Raw genomic sequence first — 22,495 nt, forward strand, 5'->3', positions numbered from 1 at the left:
GTAGGTCTCTGTATCCACGCCCCAAAACACCTGCACCAAAGCACGCAACATCAAGGCAATACCAAGCGAGGACATAACGGTGATGATTTTCGGCCGGTCTCTGAGATAGTCATAGAACAGCCGGTCGATACCAACCGCCATAGCCGCACAAACGATCATAGCAAGCGGCAAAGAAATCCACGGGTTCAAACCAAAGCCTGCAACAAGGCCAAGCGCGGCGAACGCACCAAAGGTTGCCAAGTCACCGTGAGCAAGGTGGGCGAAGCGCAAAATAGCAAAAACCAGCGTAATGCCGACTGCGCCCAGCGCGTAGATAGAGCCAAGTACAACACCCGGCACGATATAAAAGTTAATCAGTTCCAGCAGTGTCATTGTCTTTATCCGCCCAAGAACATTTCGGCCACTTCGCGGTCTTCCAGCAGCGCTCTGCCGGTGCCCTCATGGCGGTTTCGTCCGGCGGCCAAAACGTAGCCGCGGTCAGAGAATTCCAGCGCCTGTTTGGCGTGCTGCTCCACCAGCAAAATGGAAACGCCGGTATCGCGCACATCACGCACAATCTGGAAAATCTGCTCCATGTACTTTGGAGAAAGACCTGCTGTCGGTTCATCAAGCAGCAGCAGCTTCGGGTCCAGCATCAAGGCACGTCCCATCGCCACCATCTGGCGCTGACCACCGGAAAGATCGCCCGCCATCGCGCTGTTGCGCTCTTTCAGATCCGGAAACAGCTCGTAAACACGATCAAAGGCAGCAGAAGCATCACCTTTACGCAAGAAAGCACCCATTTCGAGGTTCTCGCGAACGCTCATTTCACGGAAGATGTTGTCCACCTGCGGTACGTAGGAGACGCCGTTCTGCACGATCTTGTTTGGTGACCATCCCGCGATATCGGTTCCATCGACTACAATGGAGCCTTCGTGGATGTTCAAAAGACCGAACACGGATTTCATAGCCGTGGATTTGCCCGCACCGTTGGGACCAACAATGGCGACGATCTCACGATCGCGCACTTCCATGTTGATGCCGTGCAGGATGTCGGCATCGCCGTAACCTGCCCGCACACCCGTCATAGACAGAACGTTTTTGGTGCTGACCGGCTTTTCGAGAACTTCACTCATGCGTCCACCTCCGCAACAGCAACCTCACCCAGATAGGCTTCAAGCACCCGTGGATCGGAGCGAACAGTCTGGAAATCACCTTCGATAAGAACACTGCCTTCGGCCATACAGATCACCGGATCGCAAAGCTTCTCGATCATCTCCATGTCGTGTTCGATCAAAATGAACGTGTAGGCGCGCTCTTTGTTGAGAACCTCGATCTTCTCTTCCAGCTTACGCAGCAGTGTGCGGTTAACACCGGCAGCAGGCTCGTCCAGCAGCACAAGCTTTGCATCGGTCATCATGGTGCGACCAAGCTCAAGAAGCTTCTTCTGCCCGCCAGAAAGGTTTCCCGCAAGCTCATCACCCACATGGGTCAGCTCAAGAAACTCCAGCGTATCCATGGCAAGCTGGCGAACCTTTTCCTCCTGCTGACGCACCCCAGAGCGGCTAATCCAGTTGGAAAACAGGTTCTCGCCCTTTTGCGCAGGCGGCACGAGCATGAGGTTTTCAAGAACGCTCAAACGGTGGAACTCATGGGGAATCTGGAACGTACGCACCAGTCCCTTATGAAAGCGCTCGTTTGTTGTTAGCGCTGTAATGTCCTCACCCAGAAACTCGATGGTTCCTTGCGTCGGTGTCAAAGCACCGGCAATCATGTTGAACAGCGTTGTCTTGCCCGCGCCATTAGGCCCGACAAGACCGGTAATCGTTCCCTGTTCAACGGAAAAACTACATTGATTGACGGCCCGAAACCCGCCAAACGACATGGTTAGCTCATTTAAACTGAGCATTTCCCCTCCCCGTTGTCTGCTGTCTTTTGCGAGCCCAACACCCCTTGACGGCAGAAAACAGCTAAAGTGCCCTTATTGGAACGCATCCGCGTGCGTTCTTACTCATTCGTTATTCGTTCAAGCCGCTCTTTTGTTTTGTGCTGACCCTGAACGATGCCCCCGAAAGATACCCCTGAATCGCCAGATAAGTATTTATTAGTATTACACTGTTCCCACCCATGGGAAAAGACCAGTGTTTTCCTCTTGTTCCATTGGCTAGGAACCAAACTTACTTGCGATCAGATGAGAGCCTTTTGCTTTTGCGCGCACTTTGCCCGTTAAGATCTTGCGCCCCCAAGGTAAGACGCCCTAAAGATCAACGCGCATTTGCCATAGTTCTGGAAACAGAACCGTATCCAGCATCTTGCGAAGGTATGAAACGCCAGCGGTTCCGCCCGTGCCACGTTTCAAGCCAATCACCCGCTCAACCGTTGTCACATGGTTGAAGCGCCAACGGCGGAAGTAGTCTTCGAAATCGACCAACTTCTCCGCCAGATCATAAAGATACCAGTAGCGCTCTGGCTCGCGGTAAACCTGAAGCCACGCCTGCGTTACGCTTTCATCTGCAAGATACGGCTGGCTAACATCCCTGTTCAGCACCGCATCGCTAATGGAAAAACCGTTGCGCGACAGCGCACGAATAGCCTCGTCATAAAGGCTCGGCTGGCTCAAGAGCAGCTCAAGCGCATCATGCACATGCGGTACATGCTCATGGGGCTTAAGCAGCGCCTTGTTACGGTTGCCTGCAAGGTATTCGATAGCCCGATACTGGTAGGACTGGAAACCGGAGGACTGGCCCAGCGCATCACGAAACCGCGTGTAATCACTCGGCGTCATAGTGCGAAGCACTTCCCAAGCAGAGTTGAGCTGCTCGAAAATGCGGGCAACACGGGTCAGCATCTTGAAGGCCTCAGGCAGGGAATCTTCCGCTACCTTGTCCTTCGCCGCTGTTAGCTCGTGTATCGCCAGCTTCATCCAGAGTTCACTGGTCTGATGCTGGATGATAAACAAAAGCTCGTCGTGGGCATCTGAAAGCGGGGCCTGTGCATCCAGCACTTTGTCCAGTTTCAGATAATCGCCGTAGGACATGCGCTCTTTGAAAGAGAGCTCTGCCCCGTGATGCTCAAGTGTCTCCGGTTTCCCGTTATCCATGCTTTACGTTACCTTGGCGCGTTTCTTGAATTCCGGCGTATCCCAAAGGCGCTCACGTAGAACCCGTTCTACGGTTTCGGCTGCCTTCACAACATCGCCATAGCTCACGTAGAGCGGCGTAAAGCCGAAGCGGATGATGTTCGGCGCGCGGAAGTCACCAACAACACCGTTGGCAATAAGTGCCTGCATAACCGCATAGCCCTCTTCCACCGCGAAGGAGACCTGAGAGCCGCGCTCATCCGCATTGCGCGGAGTAACGAGGGAAACCTCAGGACAGCGGCGCTCAACCTCTTCGATAAACAGATCACAAAGGGCCACAGACTTGGCGCGAACCTCGGCCATATCTACGCCTTCAAAGGCATCAAGAGCGGCATCAAGCGCTGCAAGAGAAAGAACAGACGGCGTACCCACACGCATCTGGTCAATGCCTTCACAAGCGCGATAATCGAGATCAAACGCAAACGGCGCTTCATGGCCGTGCCAGCCGGAAAGCGGCGTTACCATGGTGTCGTGATGACGCTTTGCAGCGTAAACAAACGCTGGCGCTCCCGGTCCGCCATTGAGGTACTTGTAGCCACAGCCTACTGCAAAGTCGGCGTTGCACTTGTCGAGCTCAACTTCAAAAGCACCGGCAGAGTGGCACAGATCCCAGATCACCAAAGCGCCAACGGAATGCGCCTTCTCGGTGTACTTGGCCATGTCGTAACGACGACCGGACTTGTACTCCACCTCGCTCAACAGCATTACAGCGATGCTTTCATCAAGCGCGTCATAGATTTCTTCAGGATCAACGATCTTAAGTTCGTGACCTGCGTCCAGCAGACGAACAAGGCCCTGCGCCATATAAAGGTCGGTCGGGAAGTTAGCAGTGTCGGAAAGAATAACCTTGCGCTCAGGGCGCATCTTTACCGCCGTTGCAAGCAGCTTGAACACGTTGATGGACGTGATATCGGTTGCCAGAACCGTACCTTCTTCCGCACCAACAATCTTTGCAAGGCGCTCACCAACACGCGCCGGCATATCCATCCAGCCGTGCTTGTTCCAACCGGTAATCAGCGACTGGCCCCACTGTTCCTCAACCATGTTCTTCATGCGTGCAGAAACAGACTTTGGCAGCGCTCCGAGGGAGTTTCCATCGAGGTAGATCATGCCTTCCGGCAGATCAAACAGATCACGACGACCGCTAAGCGGATCGTTCGCATCCAGTTCTTCCCACTTCTGTAATACCTCGACCATTTTTTCCTCTTATAGACTCACAACTTTGCGTATCTTTGCTCGTAGTTTGCCCAATATACAGACTTCCACCAGCAGTAAATTCGCTTAGCACATTATTGTTCACAGAATGGCGCAGCAAATACAAATATTGCATAGCAGAGAGCGCAAAAGTTATATTCGGAGAATATTTTCCCAAAACCGCCGCGCCACGGGCGTTCTACCTCCGGTAGATCACCTTGGATCAACCGCAAAAAGAAAAAGGCGCACCAACCGGCACGCCTGCTTTCAATATGGATGGCACTAACTGGGACCATGTGCCCCTGATATGGAACCTCACTACAGAGCTTTACCGGCCCAATAGAACCGGGTTCTGAAACACTATTTTATTGCTAGTAGATCTTCCGTTCTTTGGATCGTAAGTCGAACTTTACAGGAAAGTCCGACAAGAGGAGCCATGTTCCCAGGAAAATGGGTAAACCCTTCTGCTTCACAGGCTTGGTCTCTAAACTTAATCCATGACCGCTGAGCATCTCTCAACAGAATGACACCCAACTCTTTGTCGTCCTCCCATATGCTATTTTGGAATGAGCGACCTTGATCCCGCAGCACGCCTTGAGCTTTTTTGTAAGCAGCATTTAACTTCTTGTCTTCTCTCTCAAATATCTTCATCGTGCAATGGTACATTCCTCCGGTGGTAGAGGTGTTTTCACAATCGATCTCGGCGCGAGCGGAAAATGAAATCAGAGAAATGAAAATTGAAATAAAAACAATTTTGAACATATCTAACTACTGCCCCAACTATCAGCAATTTTAAAATAAACTGAGTACATTCACTGATATTTAGTAGGCGAGACGACAAGTTCACGTCGAGGAAAAAACAGAAAATTCCCCAACACAATTGTACTGATAAGTCAGTGAGCCGATCTGTCGATACAATAAACCCAAGAGCCTTGAGCTACCTCTGCACACAGATCAGCCGTTGTTCAATCAAGCCACTTCATCGTCTTTCAGCTGGGCTCGTAAATCACGCTTCATGATCTTCCCGTAGTTGTTCTTCGGCAGCTCATCCAGCACCACATAGTGCTTGGGGCGCTTGAAACGGGCGATGTTTTCGATGCAAAGCTGATCAAGCGCTTTAACGTCAATCTCCATGCCTTCACGAGCAGAAACTACGGCAACAACCACCTCGCCCCATTCTTCGTGATGCTTGCCGACAACCGCAACTTCGTTGACCCGCTCATCCAGCAGCAACACCTCTTCCACCTCACGCGGATAGATGTTCGAACCGCCGGAGATGATCATATCCTTGGAGCGGTCATGCATGGAAAGAAAGCCGTCTTCATCCAGCGCGCCCATATCGCCGGTCTTTAGCCAGCCATCAACGATGGTTTCACTGGTGGCCGCAGGGTTATTCCAATATCCCTTCATCACGGCGGAGCCTTTAACGACGATCTCGCCGACCTCGCCAACCGGCACCTCGTGGAAGTCGTTATCGACAACACGTACATAAGAGCCGACCTGCGCAAACCCAACGGAGCGTAAACGCTCTTGCCAGCGCGGGTGCTTGCGATCAGTCACATAGCTGCGAGGCAGAACGGTGATCGCCATCGGACATTCACCCTGACCGTAGATCTGGGCAAACCGGTCACCCATCACGTCGACAGCTTCGATAATATCGGCAAGGTACATCGGCCCACCGGCGTAGATGATCGTATCCAAACCTTCACCAGTTGCACCTGCTGCCTTGGCGTGCTCGACAAGCCTGTGCACCATAGTAGGCGCTGCAAACATAGCGATGCGGCCAATGCGGGGCGCAATGTCTAGAATTTCTTCCGGATCAAAACCGCCGGACTTGGGGCAGATGTGCCGCCCGCCTGCAATTACATGCATGAAGTTATAGATACCCGCCCCGTGAGACATCGGCGCAGCGTAAAGCGTTGCATCATCCTCGGTAGGTGTTCCAATGCCGCCGTAGTAGCCAAGGATCATGCTCTGGATGTTCTGGCAGGTCATCATCACGCCCTTTGGCCTTCCGGTCGTACCGGACGTGTAGAACAGCCAGATCATATCATCCGAGCCAAGCACCTCTGGCTCTTCAATGGGCGTAACATCGAAGAAGGTACCGAAGGAGGCGTCATCAACGTTCACAAAGCGAATGCCTGCCATTTCCGGAAGTACACGAAGCGGTGCACCAACATCCTGCGAAATGAAGACCGTTTTGGCTCCAGCGTTCTCGATAATCCAGCTTGCTTCTTTGGCATGGAGCTTTGCGTTGATCGGCACCGCACAAGCGCCAAGCCACCAGATCGCGTAGAGCGCCTCCAGATACTCGCAGCGGTTCGTCATGAAAAGCGCAACACGGTCGCCCTTCTCCACGCCATAACGACGCTCCAACCGCGCTGCGATAGACGCTGCCCGCTCGGCAAAGCGCTCGTAAGTCGCAACAAGATCTTCACCTGCAAACAAGGCCGGTGCCTGCGGTTTAACCCGCGCCGTTGTTGCCAGCCACTGTGCTGGATTCATGACCGCCCCCTCTGCAATCAATCTGCAATTGTTTAACTATAAAATTGTTGGCACCGAGTATGCGCAGTTTCTCGTAAAGTGAAATTAGCCTTCATGATGACGTGTGCGGAAAACACCTGCCGCTTGGTGAAACTTCAAAAATCACTTTAACTGGAAATCCAGCCGAGGGGATAACGTGATTTTTCAAGGCTAGATTGATGGCGGGCCACCTTTAACGGGCCGGCGCGCGCACCCATAAAATGAGCCACGCGCTTGAATCAAATATTCAACAAACAGAAATAAGCTGCTGTTTTATATGCACTTAACTTCAATTTCACCAATACCAGCGATGCGTGCGCGCATCACATCACCACGGGAAACTGGGCCAACGCCTGCAGGGGTGCCCGTAAATATGAGATCACCCGCTGCCAACTCGAAATACTGCGACAGGTAACTGATCATTTCCGGCAGCTTCCAGATTAACTGGTTCAGATCACCCTGCTGCTTCAGCTCACCATTTACTTCAAGCTCGACAGAACCTGACGCTGGAAATTCAATTTCTTCCGCCCTGACGATTGCTCCCATCGGCGCTGAACGCTCGAACGCCTTGCCGATTTCCCACGGTCGTCCAGCCTTTTTCATCTCGCCCTGCAAATCACGGCGGGTCATATCAAGACCAACGGCATATCCGAAAATATGGTTTGGAGCATCCTCCGGAGAAATGTCTTTGCCGCCCCTTCCAAGCGCAACAACAAGCTCCACTTCATGATGCACATCAGAGCTTTTCGGCGGGTATGGAAACGCACCGGAGAAGTCGAGATTATCGGGATTTTTCTGAAAGAAGAACGGCGGTTCACGGTCTGGATCGTGTCCCATCTCGATGGCATGAGCAGCGTAGTTCCGGCCAACGCAATAAACGCGGCGAACTGGAAAGAGCTTGTCCGTTCCCTTCACCGGAGCACCAACAACGGGCGCTGGCTTAAAAACAAATGACGAAGGATCCAAGCTCATCTCAACTCTCCCAAACTGCAGAACTTCTGATGCTCTTTCTGATCGCTCTTGCAGATTCTGTCCAGAGGCAGCGGCGGAGTTGTCCAAGCGAGGACAACAAAAAAGCCGGAGCGTTTCGTCAACGCTCCGGCTTCAAATTTCTTAACTATCCTAAAGGGCTTATACGCCGCCTGGGTAGTTCGGGCTCTCGCGAGTGATGGTAACATCATGCGCGTGAGATTCGCGGAAGGATGCTGCAGAGATGCGAACGAAGCGAGCACGCTCGGTGTACTCAGCAAGGTTTGGAGCACCAACATAACCCATGGAAGCACGCAGACCGCCAGCAAGCTGATGCAGAACGCTGGAAAGCGGACCTTTATAAGGAACCTGACCTTCAATGCCTTCTGGAACCAGCTTCAGCTTGTCGTTGACTTCAGCCTGGAAGTAACGGTCAGCAGAGCCGCGAGCCATAGCGCCTACAGAACCCATACCGCGGTATGCTTTGTAAGAACGACCCTGATAGAGGTAAACTTCGCCCGGGCTTTCGTCGGTACCAGCAAGCAGGGAACCGATCATCGCGGAACCTGCACCAGCAGCAAAAGCCTTCGCCATGTCACCAGAGAACTTCAGACCACCGTCAGCAATGATCGGCACGTCGGACTTTGCAGCCTCATCAGCACATTCCAGAATTGCAGTCAGCTGAGGAACGCCAACGCCTGCAACGATACGGGTGGTGCAGATAGAACCAGGACCGATACCAACCTTTACAGCGTCAGCGCCAGCATCGACGAGCGCTTTGGTTGCTTCACGGGTTGCAACGTTACCAGCAATCAGCTCAACCTTCGGATAAGCCTTCTTGATGCGTGCTACAGCGTCCAGAACTGCCTGAGAGTGACCGTGTGCGGTATCAACCACCAGAACGTCAACACCAGCGTCAATGAGCATCTCAGCGCGGCGGTAGCCATCGTCGCCAACGGAAGTAGCAGCACCTGCAAGCAAGCTGCCCTGCTCGTCCTTGGACGCATTCGGGTTCAGCTGGGACTTTTCCATGTCCTTAACGGTGATGAGACCGATACAGTTACCGTTTGCATCAACAACCAGCAGCTTTTCAATGCGGTGCTTGTGAAGCAAGAACTTCGCTTCTTCCTGAGACACGGTCTCGCGAACAGTCACGAGGTTTTCGCGGGTCATCAGTTCGCAAACGAGCTGCGATGGGTTGGAAGCAAAGCGTACGTCACGGTTGGTCAGAATACCAACAAGACGGCCGGTCTTGGTGCCGCCACGGCCGCCGTTCTCAACAACAGGAATACCGGAGATCTTGTGGGCTTCCATAAGGTTGAGTGCGTCTTCCAGCGTCGCATCAGGACCGATAACGAGCGGGTTAACCACCATGCCGCTTTCGAACTTCTTCACGCGGCGAACTTCTTCCGCCTGACGTTCGTGGGACAGGTTCTTATGAATGATGCCAAGACCACCAGCCTGGGCCATAGCGATAGCCAGACGACCTTCAGTCACTGTGTCCATTGCAGAGGACAGGATTGGCAGGTTGAGGAACAGGTTCTTAGTGATGCGCGAACGCAAATCGACCTGTGCAGGCATGACCTCAGAGTGTCCAGGCAAGAGTAGGACATCGTCGAAGGTCAGGGCTTCTTGACCAAATGATGGCTCATAGAAAGACGGCATTGCCAATTCCCTTCATTTACAAATGCGGCATCAGATTCATTCCCAAATGGGGAAACGAACCTCTGTTTTGTCCAGTTGTGCCTAGAGAAGTTGACGCTGGTCGTTACCACGCCTTTTCTCTCTTGGAAAGAGTTATTACAGTAAAAAGAGGCCGAATTCGCAAAAAAGTTAAAACAAGTTTACGGACCAAATACCAGAAAATACCTAAGTACCCAAAACTGGGTTCAAGGCGTATATCATGCAGGCTTAGTGCGTTTACCTCTACCCGTTTCAAGTGTATCAGGAAACCACCCTGCCTCCTTCTACTGTAGTCTCTAGTAACTGCAGAAAATAAACCACGAAAAGGTTATCTTCGTGACCCCGCGCCTCAAACTGATCGCCCTTGTTGTGTCTTGCGCGTTGATGATGAACATGATCGACGCAACAGTTCTGGGAACAGCCCTTCCGGCTATCGCAACCGACTTTGGAAGCGACCCCGTTTCCATGAACCTGACAATGTCGGTCTACCTGCTCATGCTGGCAGTCTTCATTCCCCTTTCGGGCTGGATGGCAGACAAGTACGGAACCAAGCCCGTCTTTCTGGTCGCGATCAGCGTCTTTATGATCTCTTCCGTTCTATGCGGCCTTGCCAACTCCCAGTTGGAACTTGTGGCAGCACGCGCCCTGCAAGGCGCATCCGGCGCACTCACCCTGCCCGTTGCACGATTGGTTTTGCTGAAAGCGGCGCCAAAGGAAGCGCTAGTGCAAGCCATGATCTGGGTTACGATCCCTGCCCTCATTGGCCCGCTCATCGGTCCGCCACTTGGCGGCTTTTTGGTAACCTATGCGTCTTGGCGCTGGATTTTCTGGATCAACGTCCCAATCGGCTTGATCGGCCTTGTGATGGCCCTTGCCTATTTTGAGAACTCGAAGGAAGAGGATGTAAGCCCGCTAGACTGGAAAGGTTTCCTGCTGATTGCCCCTGCATCGATCCTTCTTCTGGTAGGCATAGAAGCCCTTGCCTACAGCGACCAGAACCCCGTTCTTCCTGCAGGTTTTGCAGCTGTCTCTCTTTTGCTCTTTGCGCTTTACGTACGCCATGCGGCGCGGCGGGCTAACCCTATCATCGACTTGAAGCTGTTGAGCGAACCGACATTCCGCGCCAGCGTTTCCGGCGGCACGCTGTTCCGCTTCGGTATTGGCGCCTTCCCCTTCCTGATGCCCCTAATGCTTCAAGAAGGGTTTGGCCACACAGCGCTACAGTCCGGCATGATCACCTTCACAACAGCAGCCGGTGCGCTTTTGATGAAGTTTGTCGCTCCTCGCGCCCTTGCGCGCTACGGCTTTAGAGGCGTTCTTGTGCCAAACACGGTTGTCGTTGCGCTTTCCATGTTCGTGATCTGCTTCTTTACTGCAAACACGCCATATTGGCTGATGGGTGTCGTACTGCTGTTTGGCGGCTTCTTCCGTTCCCTTCAATTTACTGCGATCAACTCGCTTGGCTTCAGCGAGCTGGACAAAAAGCAGATGAGCCGCGCAACAAGCTTTAGCGCCATGGCCCAGCAGCTCTCGCTAACCGTTGGCGTTGGCGTTGGCGCGCTTGCGCTCAACGTTTCCATGAGCCTGCGCGGTAGCACTCAACTGGAGCCGACAGACTTTATCGTCGCCTTTGCCACCATCTCGCTTTTGATGCTGGTTTCTCTGTTCGAGTTCACGCGCCTCAAACCAGAAGACGGCGCAGAAGCTGCCAAGCACAAACCAACAACGGTTGGCGGAATTTCGCGCCCACCTTCTGACAGTCGTACCTAACCACACACGTCCAGGCAAAAAAACAGCCGGTAAAGACCGGCTGCTTTTACATCTAGATTTCAAGCTACTCAGCTTGCTTGCTGAAGCACTTTCACGGCCAGACCACCACGAGAAGTTTCACGGTATTTCGGGCACATATCTTTGCCCGTCTGGTACATGGTGGCGATAACCTTATCCAGTGAAACGACAGGATCAGAGTTACGGCGCAGCGCCATACGGGTGGAGTTGACTGCTTTGACCGATGCAATCGCGTTACGCTCAATGCACGGCACCTGCACCTGACCGGCAACAGGGTCACACGTTAGGCCCAGATTGTGTTCCATGCCGATTTCAGCTGCGATACAGACCTGAGACGGGCTTGCGCCCATCAACTCAGCAAGACCAGCGGCCGCCATAGAGCACGCAACGCCGACTTCACCCTGACAACCAACTTCCGCGCCGGAGATGGATGCATTCATTTTGTAGAGCATGCCAATAGCACCGGCCGCCAAGAAGTACTTGGTGTAATGCTCGGCAGAAACGCGCTCGATGAACTTGTCGTAGTACGCCAGAACCGCCGGAATGATACCCGCAGCACCGTTTGTTGGCGCAGTGACCACGCGGCCGCCAGCAGCGTTCTCTTCTGACACAGCAAGGGCGAACAGGTTAATCCAGTCAACGGTCGCCATCGGGTCGTTGTTTGAGCGTTCAGATGCTGTCAGGTGACGATGAAGAGCAGCGGCACGGCGCGGCACACGCAGCGGGCCAGCAAGAAGGCCTTCCACCTTGATACCGTTTTCGATAGCGCCGCGCATGACAGACCAAACGTGGCTAAGATGCTCATTGATCTCTGCTTCGCTGCGGAACGACTTTTCGTTCTCGTAAATCAGCGAGGAAATGCTCTTACCTGTGGCCTTGCACTGCGCCAGCAGTTCTTCAGCGTTTGCGAACGGGTACTTCACATCACGCTCGCCAGAAGAGCCCTGCCCGAAGTTTTCTTCATCAACGATGAAGCCGCCACCGATGGAGTAGTAAGTCTTCGTCAGCACCAGCTCGTCACCAATGAAGGCATGAAGCTTCATACCGTTTTCGTGAAGATCAAGCGCTGGCTCATGGAACGTGATCGCATCAGCAGGGAAATCAACCACATGGCAGTGCAAACCAACCGGAAGACGGCCTGTTTGTTCAACACGGGCGATAAACTCAGGAATACCGGCAATATCAACTGTCTCCGGCGAGTTACCGCCAAGGCCCATGATGATAGCGATATCGGTGTGGTGACCTTTACCGGTCAGCGACAAAGAGCCGTAAATATCAACGGTAATGCGTGTCACCTGACGCAGTTTGTCTGTTGCCCGCAATGTATCGATAAACTGCTTGGCCGCTTTCATAGGGCCAATGGTGTGCGAGCTGGACGGACCAACACCGACTTTGAAAATATCAAGTGTACTCAGCATTTGAGGAATTCCTTGAAAAGAAACCGGCGCCAATGGCACCGGTTTCCTTTGTTTTTCGAAGAAAAGCTTGAAGCTTAGAACAGGCCGCCAATGATGGAGCTGATCGCAACCACACCCATCACCGCGATGAAGATGTTGGACAGCGCACCGTCGTACTTCTTCATGCTTGGTACTTTCTTGATGGCGTACATCGGCATCAGGAACAGGATCGCTGCGATAAACGGCGCGCCGAGGGATTCAATCATACCCAGTACAGACGGGTTGATGACTGCAACACCCCATACGGAGAAGAAGAAGAACGCAACCAGCAGAGTTTCGAAGCGTTTTTCGCCAACGCGCTTTACGGTGTTCGGAGCAGTTTTCTTCACGATACCGGCCAGACCTTCTTTTGCGCCAACGTAGTGGCCGAAGAAGGAGGAGAAGATCGCAAGGAATGCAACAAGCGGACCAAGCAGAGAGATAACAGGGTTATCGAACTCGTTTGCAAGGTAGCTGAGAACCGGCAGGTTCTGTGCCTTTGCTTCTGCAAGCTGTGCAGGGCTAAGAGCAAGAACACAAGAGAACACGAACAGCATCACGAAGCCAAGCAGCATCAGGGATGCGCGCTGCAGGATGAGGTCGGACTTTGCTTCCGCGTCTTTGCCGTGCGCTTCACGCTGAGCCAGAGCCATGTAGGAAATTGCAGGGCTGTGGTTGAACGAGAAGATCAGCATAGGAATGGTCAGATAAACCACCAACAACATGGTGCCGAATGTAGGCATCGTAGACAGGGACATCGCGTCAAAGGACCAATGCGGAACCAGATAGAGCGACATACCAATCAGGATGAATACAAGCGGGTAAACCAACAGCTCAGTCGCAACAAGCATGAGACGACGACCAAGGATCATCACGCCCATCATCATTGCAACAAGCACACCGGACAGGATCCAGCGAGGGATCTCAGGACCGCCCATCTGGTTGATGATGAAGCTATCGACCGTGTTGGTAATGGCGTTACCGTAAATCAGAACGATCGGGTAGATCGCAAAGAAGTACAGGAAGGTAATAACGAGACCTGCGGTCTTACCGAAGTGCTCTTCTACAACGTCGGTAATGTCAGCATCGTCGCGCTTAGAGGACAATACAAAACGCGCCAAAGCACGGTGAGCATAGTAGGTCATAGGACCGACAAGCGCCGCGATCATCACCAGTGGCCAGAAGCCTTCAAGACCTGCGCGGATTGGCAGGAACAGCACGCCAGCACCTACGGCTGTACCGAACATTGAAAGCGACCATGTGAGGTCTTGTTTTGTGAATGAAACTTTTTTCTTTTTTTCTACTGCATATTCAGCAGCAACTTGATCAGTCACGAGACTTATCTCCCAATATGTACTCGACTTTACCGAGAGGAGCTTCCAACCCTCCGGCAACGTTGGGCGTTGATATACCTGCACATAACAAGAAAGCACATAGGTTTTTCACGTATACACAAAATGACAACTACGTAAGATCAAGCAATATTTGAAAGGATATTTTGCCAGCAGTAAAACAAGTGAAAACCTGCTTTAAGACTAGTCAAGATAAGACAGTAATTATGACCAATCTAGGGAGTTCCACTAAGATCGCGAAATTACTACAGTTTCCGATATGGGAAGGGTCCATTTTCAGTCAAAAACGGCAGGTATCGAAAACTTGAGATATCAGCAAAACCACTTTCAAAAAAATGTGACAGAAGTCATTGCTGCGACACTCTGCCATACACCATTGATTGCATCACCAAGGGTAAGGGCAATTTCTTAGAGTTGCTGAATTTGGAAATGCGAAGAAAGTTTTGCTCAGCAAGACGCTGGCAGGAGCAAGCCGAACCAAGAAAAGGCCCGGCTCACAAATCAAATCCTACTGGAATTCGAACATTCGCCTGAAAATGCCAGGCGCGATAACAGACACCGGATTAACGACGAACTGCGGGTCAGAGAGCTTACCTTCCAGCTTATAGGTAACACCGAAAAGACCGCCGCTGGATGAGCCTCCACCAAGAGCTTTACCGATGATAGGCAGCTTGGCGAACAGGTTATTGATCGCGTAGATCGGCACAAAAGTACCGGTGATATCGACTGTCTCTGCGTTCAGATTGACGCCGCCTGCAAACGAGCCGCCCAGAATATTACCGGCAAGCAGACCTTCATCAATGGTAATCAGGTCCTTATTTCGGCGGAACTGCACCTGCATCTTCTGGAAAGACGCCTCACCACTGCTAACCGCTGCGGAATAAACGGCCGCGTCGCGAGCGCTGCCTGCAGGCTTACGCCGAATGCCTTTCAGCGCACGGATCGCACTATCATCAACAATGGAGAAGTCCTTTACAGTGACAGTGCCTGTCCATTCATCGGATGCGGAAATGTCGATATGTCCCCAGCCGCGACCACCACGCATACGCTTGAACATCTTAAGGAAGCGCAGTACCTCACCAACATCAGCAGCGTTGGCTGAGAGCCTACGGCCATCGCCATTAGGGGCAAGATTAACCGTAAACGCGTTCTTTTGCGCTGTGCTGCCGGTAAACTGCAAGGACGTCAGCTTACCCTTTTTCATCTTGGCGGTGCCGTCAACGCCGAATGCTGACATGCCGCCGTAACCGATAAGCTGCTCCGCGTTCACATTCACCAGTACATCAACCCCGAAATCCCGCTTCTGGTTAGGGTGTTCCGTTGGCGACATGGCGCGTAACATCGCTCGCCCATCAAACCGTTTGGCGTCAAAATCAACCCGATAAGAGCCGTCAGGCTGATGCTTGATCGAAAGCTCGGCATTATCGGCAGGACGCAAATTGAAGCGTGAGAAATCAGCAAAATTCAAGCTACCCGTTGTATCAACGCGCAGGTTACCGCGAATATCCACGCCCTCGGACTTCAAGGATAGGTTATGGATCGTAACCCCCTCGGCAGATTTGGACATTCTAAAGCGGGCGGTAGCAGGAATGCCCTTCCCCTTCTTCCAGCCGATCTGCGAGATGTTCACGCTCGCCTTGGTCAGGTCCATAGAATAGGAACGAACGCCGTCCTTTTCCTCAAACCCAACCCGCATGGTGCCGGTAACGAAGTCAGTGAGATCAACACCAAGCTCTAGCAGCTCTTGGGGATCGGCTTCGAACATCACATCCTGATGCTTTTGCGCGCTACTTCCATCCAGTGGCTGGGAGATATCGATATCTGCCTTAAGCCCGTTCAGAAGACCCGTGCCTTTGGCAGTAACAACCTTGTTGTTTGCAGTTACCAATAGGTCGGCATCTTCAATTTTCTGGCCAGCGATCTGGGCAGCGCTGGTGAAATCATCAGTCTGCAAAACCGCGGACCAAGCCACTTGATCTGCTGGGATCTTGCGCAGGCCAATCGGGAAATCAGCAGTGACTGTCAATTCACCCTGACCAGAAAGCTGCCCCGGAAGCACATCAAGACGCTCCAGCGCAGAAAACGGCTTGGCATCCACCAGCACACCAAGGTCATCCGCTCTGCCCTTGACGGTAATGTTCACGTCGGCAGGCTTCACCTTCGCGACAGGAAGGTCATAAATGTGAAAGTCCACCTTGGTGATATCGACGACATTACCGTCTTGCAGGCGGAACTGTCCGTCCTCACCAATAAGGGTAAGCGTCTCATCAGCAATCACACCACGGCCACTTAGTTGCGTCGCAATCGGAAGAGTGCTCAGCGGATGTACCGCAATGTTATGCAGGTCAAAGGAGGCAGTAAGGTCATTTCCGCTAAATGCAGGCGTTGATTTATCGCCGTCGAAAGCCTTTGGACCAAGAGCGAAGGCAAGATCTATGTGGGTGGCAAAACCGCCAAGCACATGATCAACAACCCAGCTTCTTACCTTACCGATCGCGGTAACAGGCCATAGCTGCTTAACCTGATTGGCGTTAAGCCGCGGGCTCTGGATGACCAGCGCAAGCATTGGCCCTTCTGGAGCCAAAGTGAACGAACCGGCTGCATTGATATCGGCGCTGAGCCCCTGAGCGCGCGCCTTATCCAGATAAATGGTCTGATCTTTAAGATCTACACGGCCTCTAGCATAGGCATCAAGAAACACCACAGGCTGAGCGTCAACATCGTTAGGCCCGAATGCAGCCTCACGGGAGCCAAGAGCGTAGTGCCATGTATCATCATCGGTTGCTGGCGGTGTCAAAAGACCACCAAAAACCACCCGCGTGTTGCCGCGAGAAACATAGGAGCGCTCAACGACGATATCAGGGTCACCGCGATTGAGGTAAAGATTAAGCGCGACTTCGTCGATCTCCAGTGTGCTTTCTTTCAAAGTCGCTTTGATTGGAGAAGTTCTGACATTAAGCCGCGCATCAACAAAGTTACCCGGAGCATCAAGACGGGCAAAAGCAGAACTGCTCAAACGGGTGTGGGATACGCTGTTGTACTCAAGCTTTGATGAGTCCGGAAGAACGTCCATCACAGTGACATCAGCGATATCGATAGAGATATGGCGATCACCAGTCTCCGGCACCACTTCGCGGCGCATGGACCAGTTCCATCGCCCCAAACGACCTGCGATACTTGCGTTGATACCGAAGTTCACCTCGTCCATGAGCGAAAGCTTGGCATCGACACCATAGGCGCGGAAAATTTCAAGACCGGTCTGAATTGTGAGCGCACCGTTGCGCACATCAATCGTCTCAAGGTTCCAGTTCTTCAGCTCTTGGCCGAGAATGACAGAAAACTTATCAATCGCGACGACCTGATTTTGAACCTTAGGTAACGGCTTGGTACCTGCGGAAATCTTGATCTTCGCTGAAGGTCGCTCGAACGAGACCGTTTGCACTTCAAGACGGCCAAGAAGCAAGGCGCTGAAATTCACGCCAAGGCGAATACGCGGAACCAAGACCTCTGCGGAGGACCGCCCCTTTACAGAAACAACTGCATTTTCAAGAAGAACCGCGCCGTTTCCAAAAGAAGAAAGATCAAGCTGAGCATCACCAATCTGCACGTCGATCGAAGACGTATCGATGTTGTTTGAAACCCAGTTCACCAGAAAAGGAATAGGCACAGGACCAGAAGCAAGGCGCAGAATACCGGCACCAATCGCGACAAGCAGGATCGCAAGCGCGATCAGCAAATAGCGGTTACGGCGACTTCTGGTTTTGCACTCGGCAAGAGCCGGATCTTCTTTTTCTGCAGTTGTATTCAGGTGCGTGATCCCTAGATTGTATTAGGCGGTTATGTCTCGAATCGTCTTGATGATATCCGCAAAACAACGCATCCGTTGCATTTGCTGAGCTTTATCCCAAACCGACACACTCATAGCATAGCTATCGATGTTTTTTACCTAAAGATTCCACCAATTGGAGTAGCCCGATGTCCACCCTCCCCCTGAGTGAAGGCAGCCAAATTGCAGACTTCGAACTTGAAACCGATGGCGCAGGTACGTTCAAGCTTTCGTCCAGCGACGCAGCAGCTGTGGTGTTATACTTTTATCCGAAAGACGACACACCGGGGTGCACCAAAGAAGCTATCGCTTTTACCGCGCTGCACGAGCAATTTGCAGCACTTGGCGTTAAGGTTGTCGGCGTATCTCCCGATACAACAGCAAAGCATGACAAGTTTAAGGCAAAGCATGACCTTACGGTGACTTTGTTGTCCGACAGTGACAAAAAGCTCTGCGAAAGCTTTGGTGTGTGGGTAGAAAAGAGCATGTACGGCAAGAAGTACATGGGCGTAGAGCGCTCTACATTCCTTCTTAAAACCGATGGCACCATCGTAAAAGCATGGCGCAAGGTTAAAGTACCGGGCCACGCAGAAGCGGTTCTGGAAGAAGCTAAAAGCCTGCTTGGCTGATATGAACCAGCACATCGGTACATATAGAGGGGTAGCTGGCCTACCCCCTGTTCCTTCACTTGCGGCGGGCGCGCGGCTCATCGTCTGCAACCCTGACCCAATGGAAAAGGTGGCGCTCGCCCACGCTGTTTCCCAAAAATGGTTCCAGCGTTCTCTTGGCATTCATCGCGGCGCAATGGAAAAGGCAATGCCGGAACGACCGGGACGACCTGAGCACCCCTTTCTGCTCGCCCCTCGCGATATGCCCAAGCGCGCAATGAACGCCAAGAGAACGCTGGCACTGCTTCACTCCCTTGCTCATATCGAGCTTAATGCCATTGATCTGACGTGGGACCTTATTGGAAGGTTCGCCACAACGCCCTTGCCCCGTTCCTATTACGACGATTGGGTGCAGGTTGGCGTTGAAGAGGCCAAGCACTTCGGCCTCCTTGCTGAACGCTTGGCAAAACTCGGCCACAAATACGGTGACCTACCCGCCCATGACGGCCTTTGGCAAAGCGCCCAGTCCACCAAAGATGATCTGACCGCACGCCTTGCCATCATTCCAATGGTGCTTGAAGCTCGCGGGTTGGATATCACTCCCTCAATGATCGAAAAGGCTCGTTCCACGAACGACAATGAGACTGCCGACATTCTGGAAATAATCTACGAAGACGAAAAGGGACACGTTGCGTATGGCGCCAAGTGGTTCCGCTTCTTGTGTGACAGACAAAACCGACCGCCGGAACGCACCTTTCAGAATCTCGTTCGCAAGCACTTCAAAGGCTCTTTGAAGCCACCCTTCAATGACCGCGCCCGCTCAGAGGCCGGACTTACCCCAGCGTTTTACAAACCCTTAATTCCAATAGTGGCTTAGTAAAATTACAGTCAGACTTTGTTAACCTTAACCTTTTCTAATGGGCGCTGTCATAAAGATTAATTTCTAGCTGAAGTCTCGGAGATTTCCGACATGCGTTCTGCAGATCGTTCAAAGTCAGGCAATGCCCATGCAAACCGCACGACTATTACATTCAAGCGCAAAGGCAAAGAACGATCCATTTCTGCAAACCCTGCTGTGATTGCCCTTACTGGAGGCTTTATTCTTGTCACCAGCGGCCTTTACTTCGCAGCAACAGGATATCTTCTCTATAGAGACCAGATTGCCAGCGGCTCTTGGGAACGCGAAGAACTGATCAAACAATCCTACGAGAGCGAGATCATCGCGCTTCGTACCCGTGTTGAGCAGCTCAATGCAAAAACCCAACTTGCGGCTACTTCCCAGTCAGAAGAACTGCGCGCCCTATCTTTGCAGCAGCAGCGCATTTCCCAGCGCCATCAACAAATCTCGGAGATTTTGAAGCTGGTGGAAGAAAGCGGCATCTCCCTTGCCTCCACCAATCTACTGCCAACAGCCAAACCGTCTGGTGATACAGTTCCAGTCCTTGCCTATGCACCTAATGGTGATGCAAGCGCGGTTGGCGGGGAGGCCTTTCCTATAGAGGCAGTTGGCCCTGCCCTTGGCTTGAAAGGCGCTCAAAAAAAAACTGAAAATTCTGGAATAACTGACGTTCCTGCTTCAGTAGAAGCAAACCATAACCAGCTGTCGGTTATGGAAGATCAACTCGCCAGAAAAACTCAGGAAAACCAACGCCTGTTGCGGCTTTTAACGTCTGCGATAGAAGCCGATATCAAGATAATTGAAGATCATACCAGCGCGCTCGCAAAATCGACCAAGCTGCCGCTAATGCAAAATGTCGGCGGCGTGTATATTCCCCTTCAATCGGATAATTTCGAAGATCACCTTTTCCGCGCCCGCAAAGCCCTTACCCGTTTGGAGCGCCTGAAAGCGAACAGCCGACGACTACCGCTCGGCCATCCAGTTGCCAATACTGTGGTAACCAGTGACTACGGTGGCAGAATGGATCCGTTCCTAAACAAGCCTGCTTTCCACACCGGCATTGACTTCAAAGCCCCTCGCGGAACGCCTGTGCGTGCGCCTGCAGATGGTATTGTTCGCATCGCAAGCTATCGAGGCGGTTATGGCAAAACCATCGAGATCGAACACGTTGACGGCCTAACCACCCGCTATGCGCACCTTCACTCCATCTTTGTATCCGAGGGTGACAAGATCTACCGCGATGATCTCATTGGCGCGATTGGTAGCACTGGCCGCTCCACCGGCCCTCACCTGCACTACGAAACAAGACTTAACGGGCAAGCTATCAACCCGATGCCGTTCATCCGTACCGGTCGCTATCTGGAACCTATCCTGAACTAGCAACAAACATCACGTAGGACGTGACAGCACTCTATTAGCCATAACGGCGAAAAGCTCTGCAAAGCCCGCGCTGCACACTCTAACCTGCAACAAAACAAAAACACCAAGCAGCGTTGTTAGAGATGAGCGAACCAAGCAAAGACGAGACAATCAAGAACGCCGTAGAAGCATGGACGAAAGCGCTATTGGAGCGACGTTTCGACGATTGGGAAGAGTGCTGGACAGAGAACGCTATGCTCATGCCTCCCGCCCATGAAACCATTCTGGGCCCAGTCTCCATCCGCCATTTCATTCAGGACAACTATTCCAGAATTGATACCTACGAGTTTTCCAAATGGCACTTTGAAACCCGCGATGACCTTGCTGTGGTGACCAACAAGCTGCGCTGGGGTGACGACCATTACAAGCAGGTTTTGGTGTTAAAGATGGTGGGCAAAAAGTGGCTCGTACACATCGTCATGTTCAATGATGATGGAACAACCAATACATAAACAAAAAAGCCCCGCCCATTTGGGGCGAGGCTCCAAACTTGAATTAACCGCTAGGGATTAGTCCAAATCTTCAATGGAAGCTGGCCCTTCACCGAAGGCACGCTGTGCAAGCGCTGCTTCCATGAAATCATCCACATCGCCATCAAGAACATCAGAAGGAGACGTGCTTTCTACGCCGGTACGCAGGTCCTTCACCAACTGGTAAGGTTGCAAAACGTAGGAGCGGATCTGGTGGCCCCAACCGATATCGGTTTTGGACGCAGCATCCTTGTTCGCCAATTCTTCACGGCGCTGAAGCTCTGCTTCATACAAGCGTGCCTTCAACATATTCCATGCAGTCGCACGGTTTTTATGCTGGGAGCGCTCGCTCTGACACTGAACCACAATACCAGTTGGACGGTGCGTAATACGAACCGCGGAGTCCGTGGTATTAACGTGCTGACCACCTGCACCAGATGCACGATATGTATCGATACGGCAGTCGGCTTCATTGATTTCAATATCAATGGAATCGTCAACAACAGGGTACACCCACACACTGGCAAAGCTAGTGTGACGGCGGGCGTTACTGTCATATGGCGAGATACGAACCAGACGGTGAACACCGGACTCGGTCTTCATCCAGCCGTAAGCGTTTTCGCCTTTGATCTGCAAGGTAGCGGATTTGATGCCGGCTTCTTCGCCGTCGTTGTATTCCATCAATTCCACTTTAAAGCCGCGCTTTTCCGCCCAACGACGGTACATGCGCAGCAAAATGCTCGCCCAATCCTGAGATTCCGTACCGCCTGCACCGGAGTTGATTTCAACGAATGTATCGTTGCTATCAGCTTCACCGGAAAGCAGAGACTGAAGCTGCAGTTTGCGAGTGCCGTCAAGAAGACCACGCAGGCCCGCTTCGGCATCGTCAACGATGGACTGGTCGTCTTCCATCTCACCCATTTCAATGAGTTCGATGTTATCGTCCATATCCTGTTGCAGTTTGCGCAAGCCGTTGATGCTGTCATCAAGGTGCTGGCGCTCACGCATCAGTTTCTGTGCGCTGGAAGGATCATTCCAGAGGTTCGGGTCCTCGGAAAGAGCATTGAGTTCATCTAGACGGACAAGTGCATTGTCCCAGTCAAAGATGCCTCCTCAGCAGGCTTATGGCCTGCTTGATTTCATCAACGATGGCCTGCATTTCTGCGCGCATCGGATACCTCGCATTAAATAGAGTCACGCCGACTATGTAG

18 protein-coding genes are annotated in these 22,495 nt (G+C 52.3%); 5 read left to right on the forward strand and 13 right to left on the reverse strand.

From position 1 onward, the window contains the following. The 9 genes from E1162_RS08375 to guaB form a co-directional block, all read right to left on the reverse strand. Nucleotides 1–372: branched-chain amino acid ABC transporter permease (locus E1162_RS08375; protein ID WP_371311861.1), on the reverse strand; the 372-nt coding region annotated here is incomplete at its 3' end. A gap of 5 nt (nt 373–377) precedes the next feature. Beyond that, entirely contained in the window at nt 378–1,067 is a 690-nt protein-coding gene (locus E1162_RS08380) for an ABC transporter ATP-binding protein (protein ID WP_371311874.1), read from the reverse strand. 44 nt (nt 1,068–1,111) lie between these two features. Further along, entirely contained in the window at nt 1,112–1,888 is a 777-nt protein-coding gene (locus E1162_RS08385; protein ID WP_155129389.1) for an ABC transporter ATP-binding protein, read from the reverse strand. Nucleotides 1,889–2,236: 348 nt separating this feature from the next. Continuing rightward, nucleotides 2,237–3,079, reverse strand: coding sequence for a tryptophan 2,3-dioxygenase (gene kynA / locus E1162_RS08390; protein ID WP_155129392.1), 843 nt, complete (start codon nt 3,077–3,079; stop codon nt 2,237–2,239). A 3-nt stretch (nt 3,080–3,082) separates the two neighbouring features. Beyond that, nucleotides 3,083–4,315, reverse strand: coding sequence for a kynureninase (gene kynU / locus E1162_RS08395; RefSeq protein ID WP_155129395.1), 1,233 nt, complete (start codon nt 4,313–4,315; stop codon nt 3,083–3,085). A 357-nt stretch (nt 4,316–4,672) separates the two neighbouring features. Then, nucleotides 4,673–5,074, reverse strand: a complete 402-nt coding sequence (locus tag E1162_RS08400) for a lysozyme inhibitor LprI family protein (protein ID WP_155129398.1) — start codon at nt 5,072–5,074, stop codon at nt 4,673–4,675. Nucleotides 5,075–5,281: 207 nt separating this feature from the next. Beyond that, nucleotides 5,282–6,817, reverse strand: coding sequence for a class I adenylate-forming enzyme family protein (locus tag E1162_RS08405; RefSeq protein ID WP_155129401.1), 1,536 nt, complete (start codon nt 6,815–6,817; stop codon nt 5,282–5,284). Between the two features lie 291 nt (nt 6,818–7,108). Beyond that, nucleotides 7,109–7,807 (reverse strand): fumarylacetoacetate hydrolase family protein, encoded by a 699-nt coding sequence (locus E1162_RS08410; RefSeq protein ID WP_155129404.1) that lies wholly within the window; start codon nt 7,805–7,807, stop codon nt 7,109–7,111. A gap of 159 nt (nt 7,808–7,966) precedes the next feature. Next, nucleotides 7,967–9,469 carry an IMP dehydrogenase gene (gene guaB, locus E1162_RS08415; RefSeq protein ID WP_155129406.1) on the reverse strand — a complete coding sequence of 501 codons (1,503 nt, stop codon included), beginning with the start codon at nt 9,467–9,469 and terminating at the stop codon, nt 7,967–7,969. 354 nt (nt 9,470–9,823) lie between these two features. Between guaB and E1162_RS08420 the strand changes: the two genes are divergently transcribed. Beyond that, nucleotides 9,824–11,257: an MDR family MFS transporter gene (locus E1162_RS08420; RefSeq protein ID WP_371311862.1), complete on the forward strand. Its 1,434-nt coding sequence runs from the start codon at nt 9,824–9,826 to the stop codon at nt 11,255–11,257. Between the two features lie 68 nt (nt 11,258–11,325). Here E1162_RS08420 and E1162_RS08425 read toward each other — a convergent pair whose 3' ends face one another. The 3 genes from E1162_RS08425 to E1162_RS08435 all read right to left on the reverse strand — a co-directional run bounded on the left by E1162_RS08425 (nt 11,326) and on the right by E1162_RS08435 (nt 17,799). Beyond that, nucleotides 11,326–12,693, reverse strand: coding sequence for an L-serine ammonia-lyase (locus E1162_RS08425; protein WP_155129410.1), 1,368 nt, complete (start codon nt 12,691–12,693; stop codon nt 11,326–11,328). 74 nt (nt 12,694–12,767) lie between these two features. Next, nucleotides 12,768–14,045 (reverse strand): aromatic amino acid transport family protein, encoded by a 1,278-nt coding sequence (locus tag E1162_RS08430; RefSeq protein WP_371311863.1) that lies wholly within the window; start codon nt 14,043–14,045, stop codon nt 12,768–12,770. 526 nt (nt 14,046–14,571) lie between these two features. Then, on the reverse strand, nt 14,572–17,799 hold the full coding sequence (locus E1162_RS08435) for an AsmA-like C-terminal region-containing protein (protein ID WP_155129413.1): 3,228 nt from the start codon (nt 17,797–17,799) through the stop codon (nt 14,572–14,574). A gap of 239 nt (nt 17,800–18,038) precedes the next feature. On the opposite strand from E1162_RS08435, the gene E1162_RS08440 reads away from it, so the two are divergent. The 4 genes from E1162_RS08440 (at nt 18,039) to E1162_RS08455 (ending at nt 21,266) form a co-directional block, all read left to right on the forward strand. Then, a complete protein-coding gene (locus E1162_RS08440; protein ID WP_155129415.1) occupies nt 18,039–18,518 on the forward strand; it encodes a peroxiredoxin in 480 nt (159 codons plus the stop codon). 1 nt (nt 18,519) lies between these two features. After that, on the forward strand, nt 18,520–19,374 hold the full coding sequence (locus E1162_RS08445) for a ferritin-like domain-containing protein (protein WP_155129833.1): 855 nt from the start codon (nt 18,520–18,522) through the stop codon (nt 19,372–19,374). Nucleotides 19,375–19,467: 93 nt separating this feature from the next. Further along, complete coding sequence (locus E1162_RS08450) at nt 19,468–20,775, forward strand: M23 family metallopeptidase (protein ID WP_155129418.1); 1,308 nt, start codon at nt 19,468–19,470, stop codon at nt 20,773–20,775. A gap of 122 nt (nt 20,776–20,897) precedes the next feature. Beyond that, the gene (locus E1162_RS08455) at nt 20,898–21,266 is read left to right on the forward strand and encodes a Cif family virulence factor (protein ID WP_155129421.1); all 369 of its coding nucleotides are present in this window, start codon (nt 20,898–20,900) and stop codon (nt 21,264–21,266) included. A 57-nt stretch (nt 21,267–21,323) separates the two neighbouring features. Here the strand turns inward: E1162_RS08455 and prfB are convergent. Continuing rightward, a protein-coding gene (gene prfB / locus E1162_RS08460; RefSeq protein WP_155129424.1) for a peptide chain release factor 2 occupies nt 21,324–22,455 on the reverse strand; the annotation gives its coding sequence in 2 pieces (ribosomal slippage) (nt 21,324–22,385 and nt 22,387–22,455; 1,131 coding nt in all). Nucleotides 22,456–22,495: the final 40 nt, after the last annotated feature.

This window comes from Pseudovibrio flavus (assembly GCF_009711345.1).
Lineage (GTDB): Bacteria > Pseudomonadota > Alphaproteobacteria > Rhizobiales > Stappiaceae > Pseudovibrio > Pseudovibrio flavus.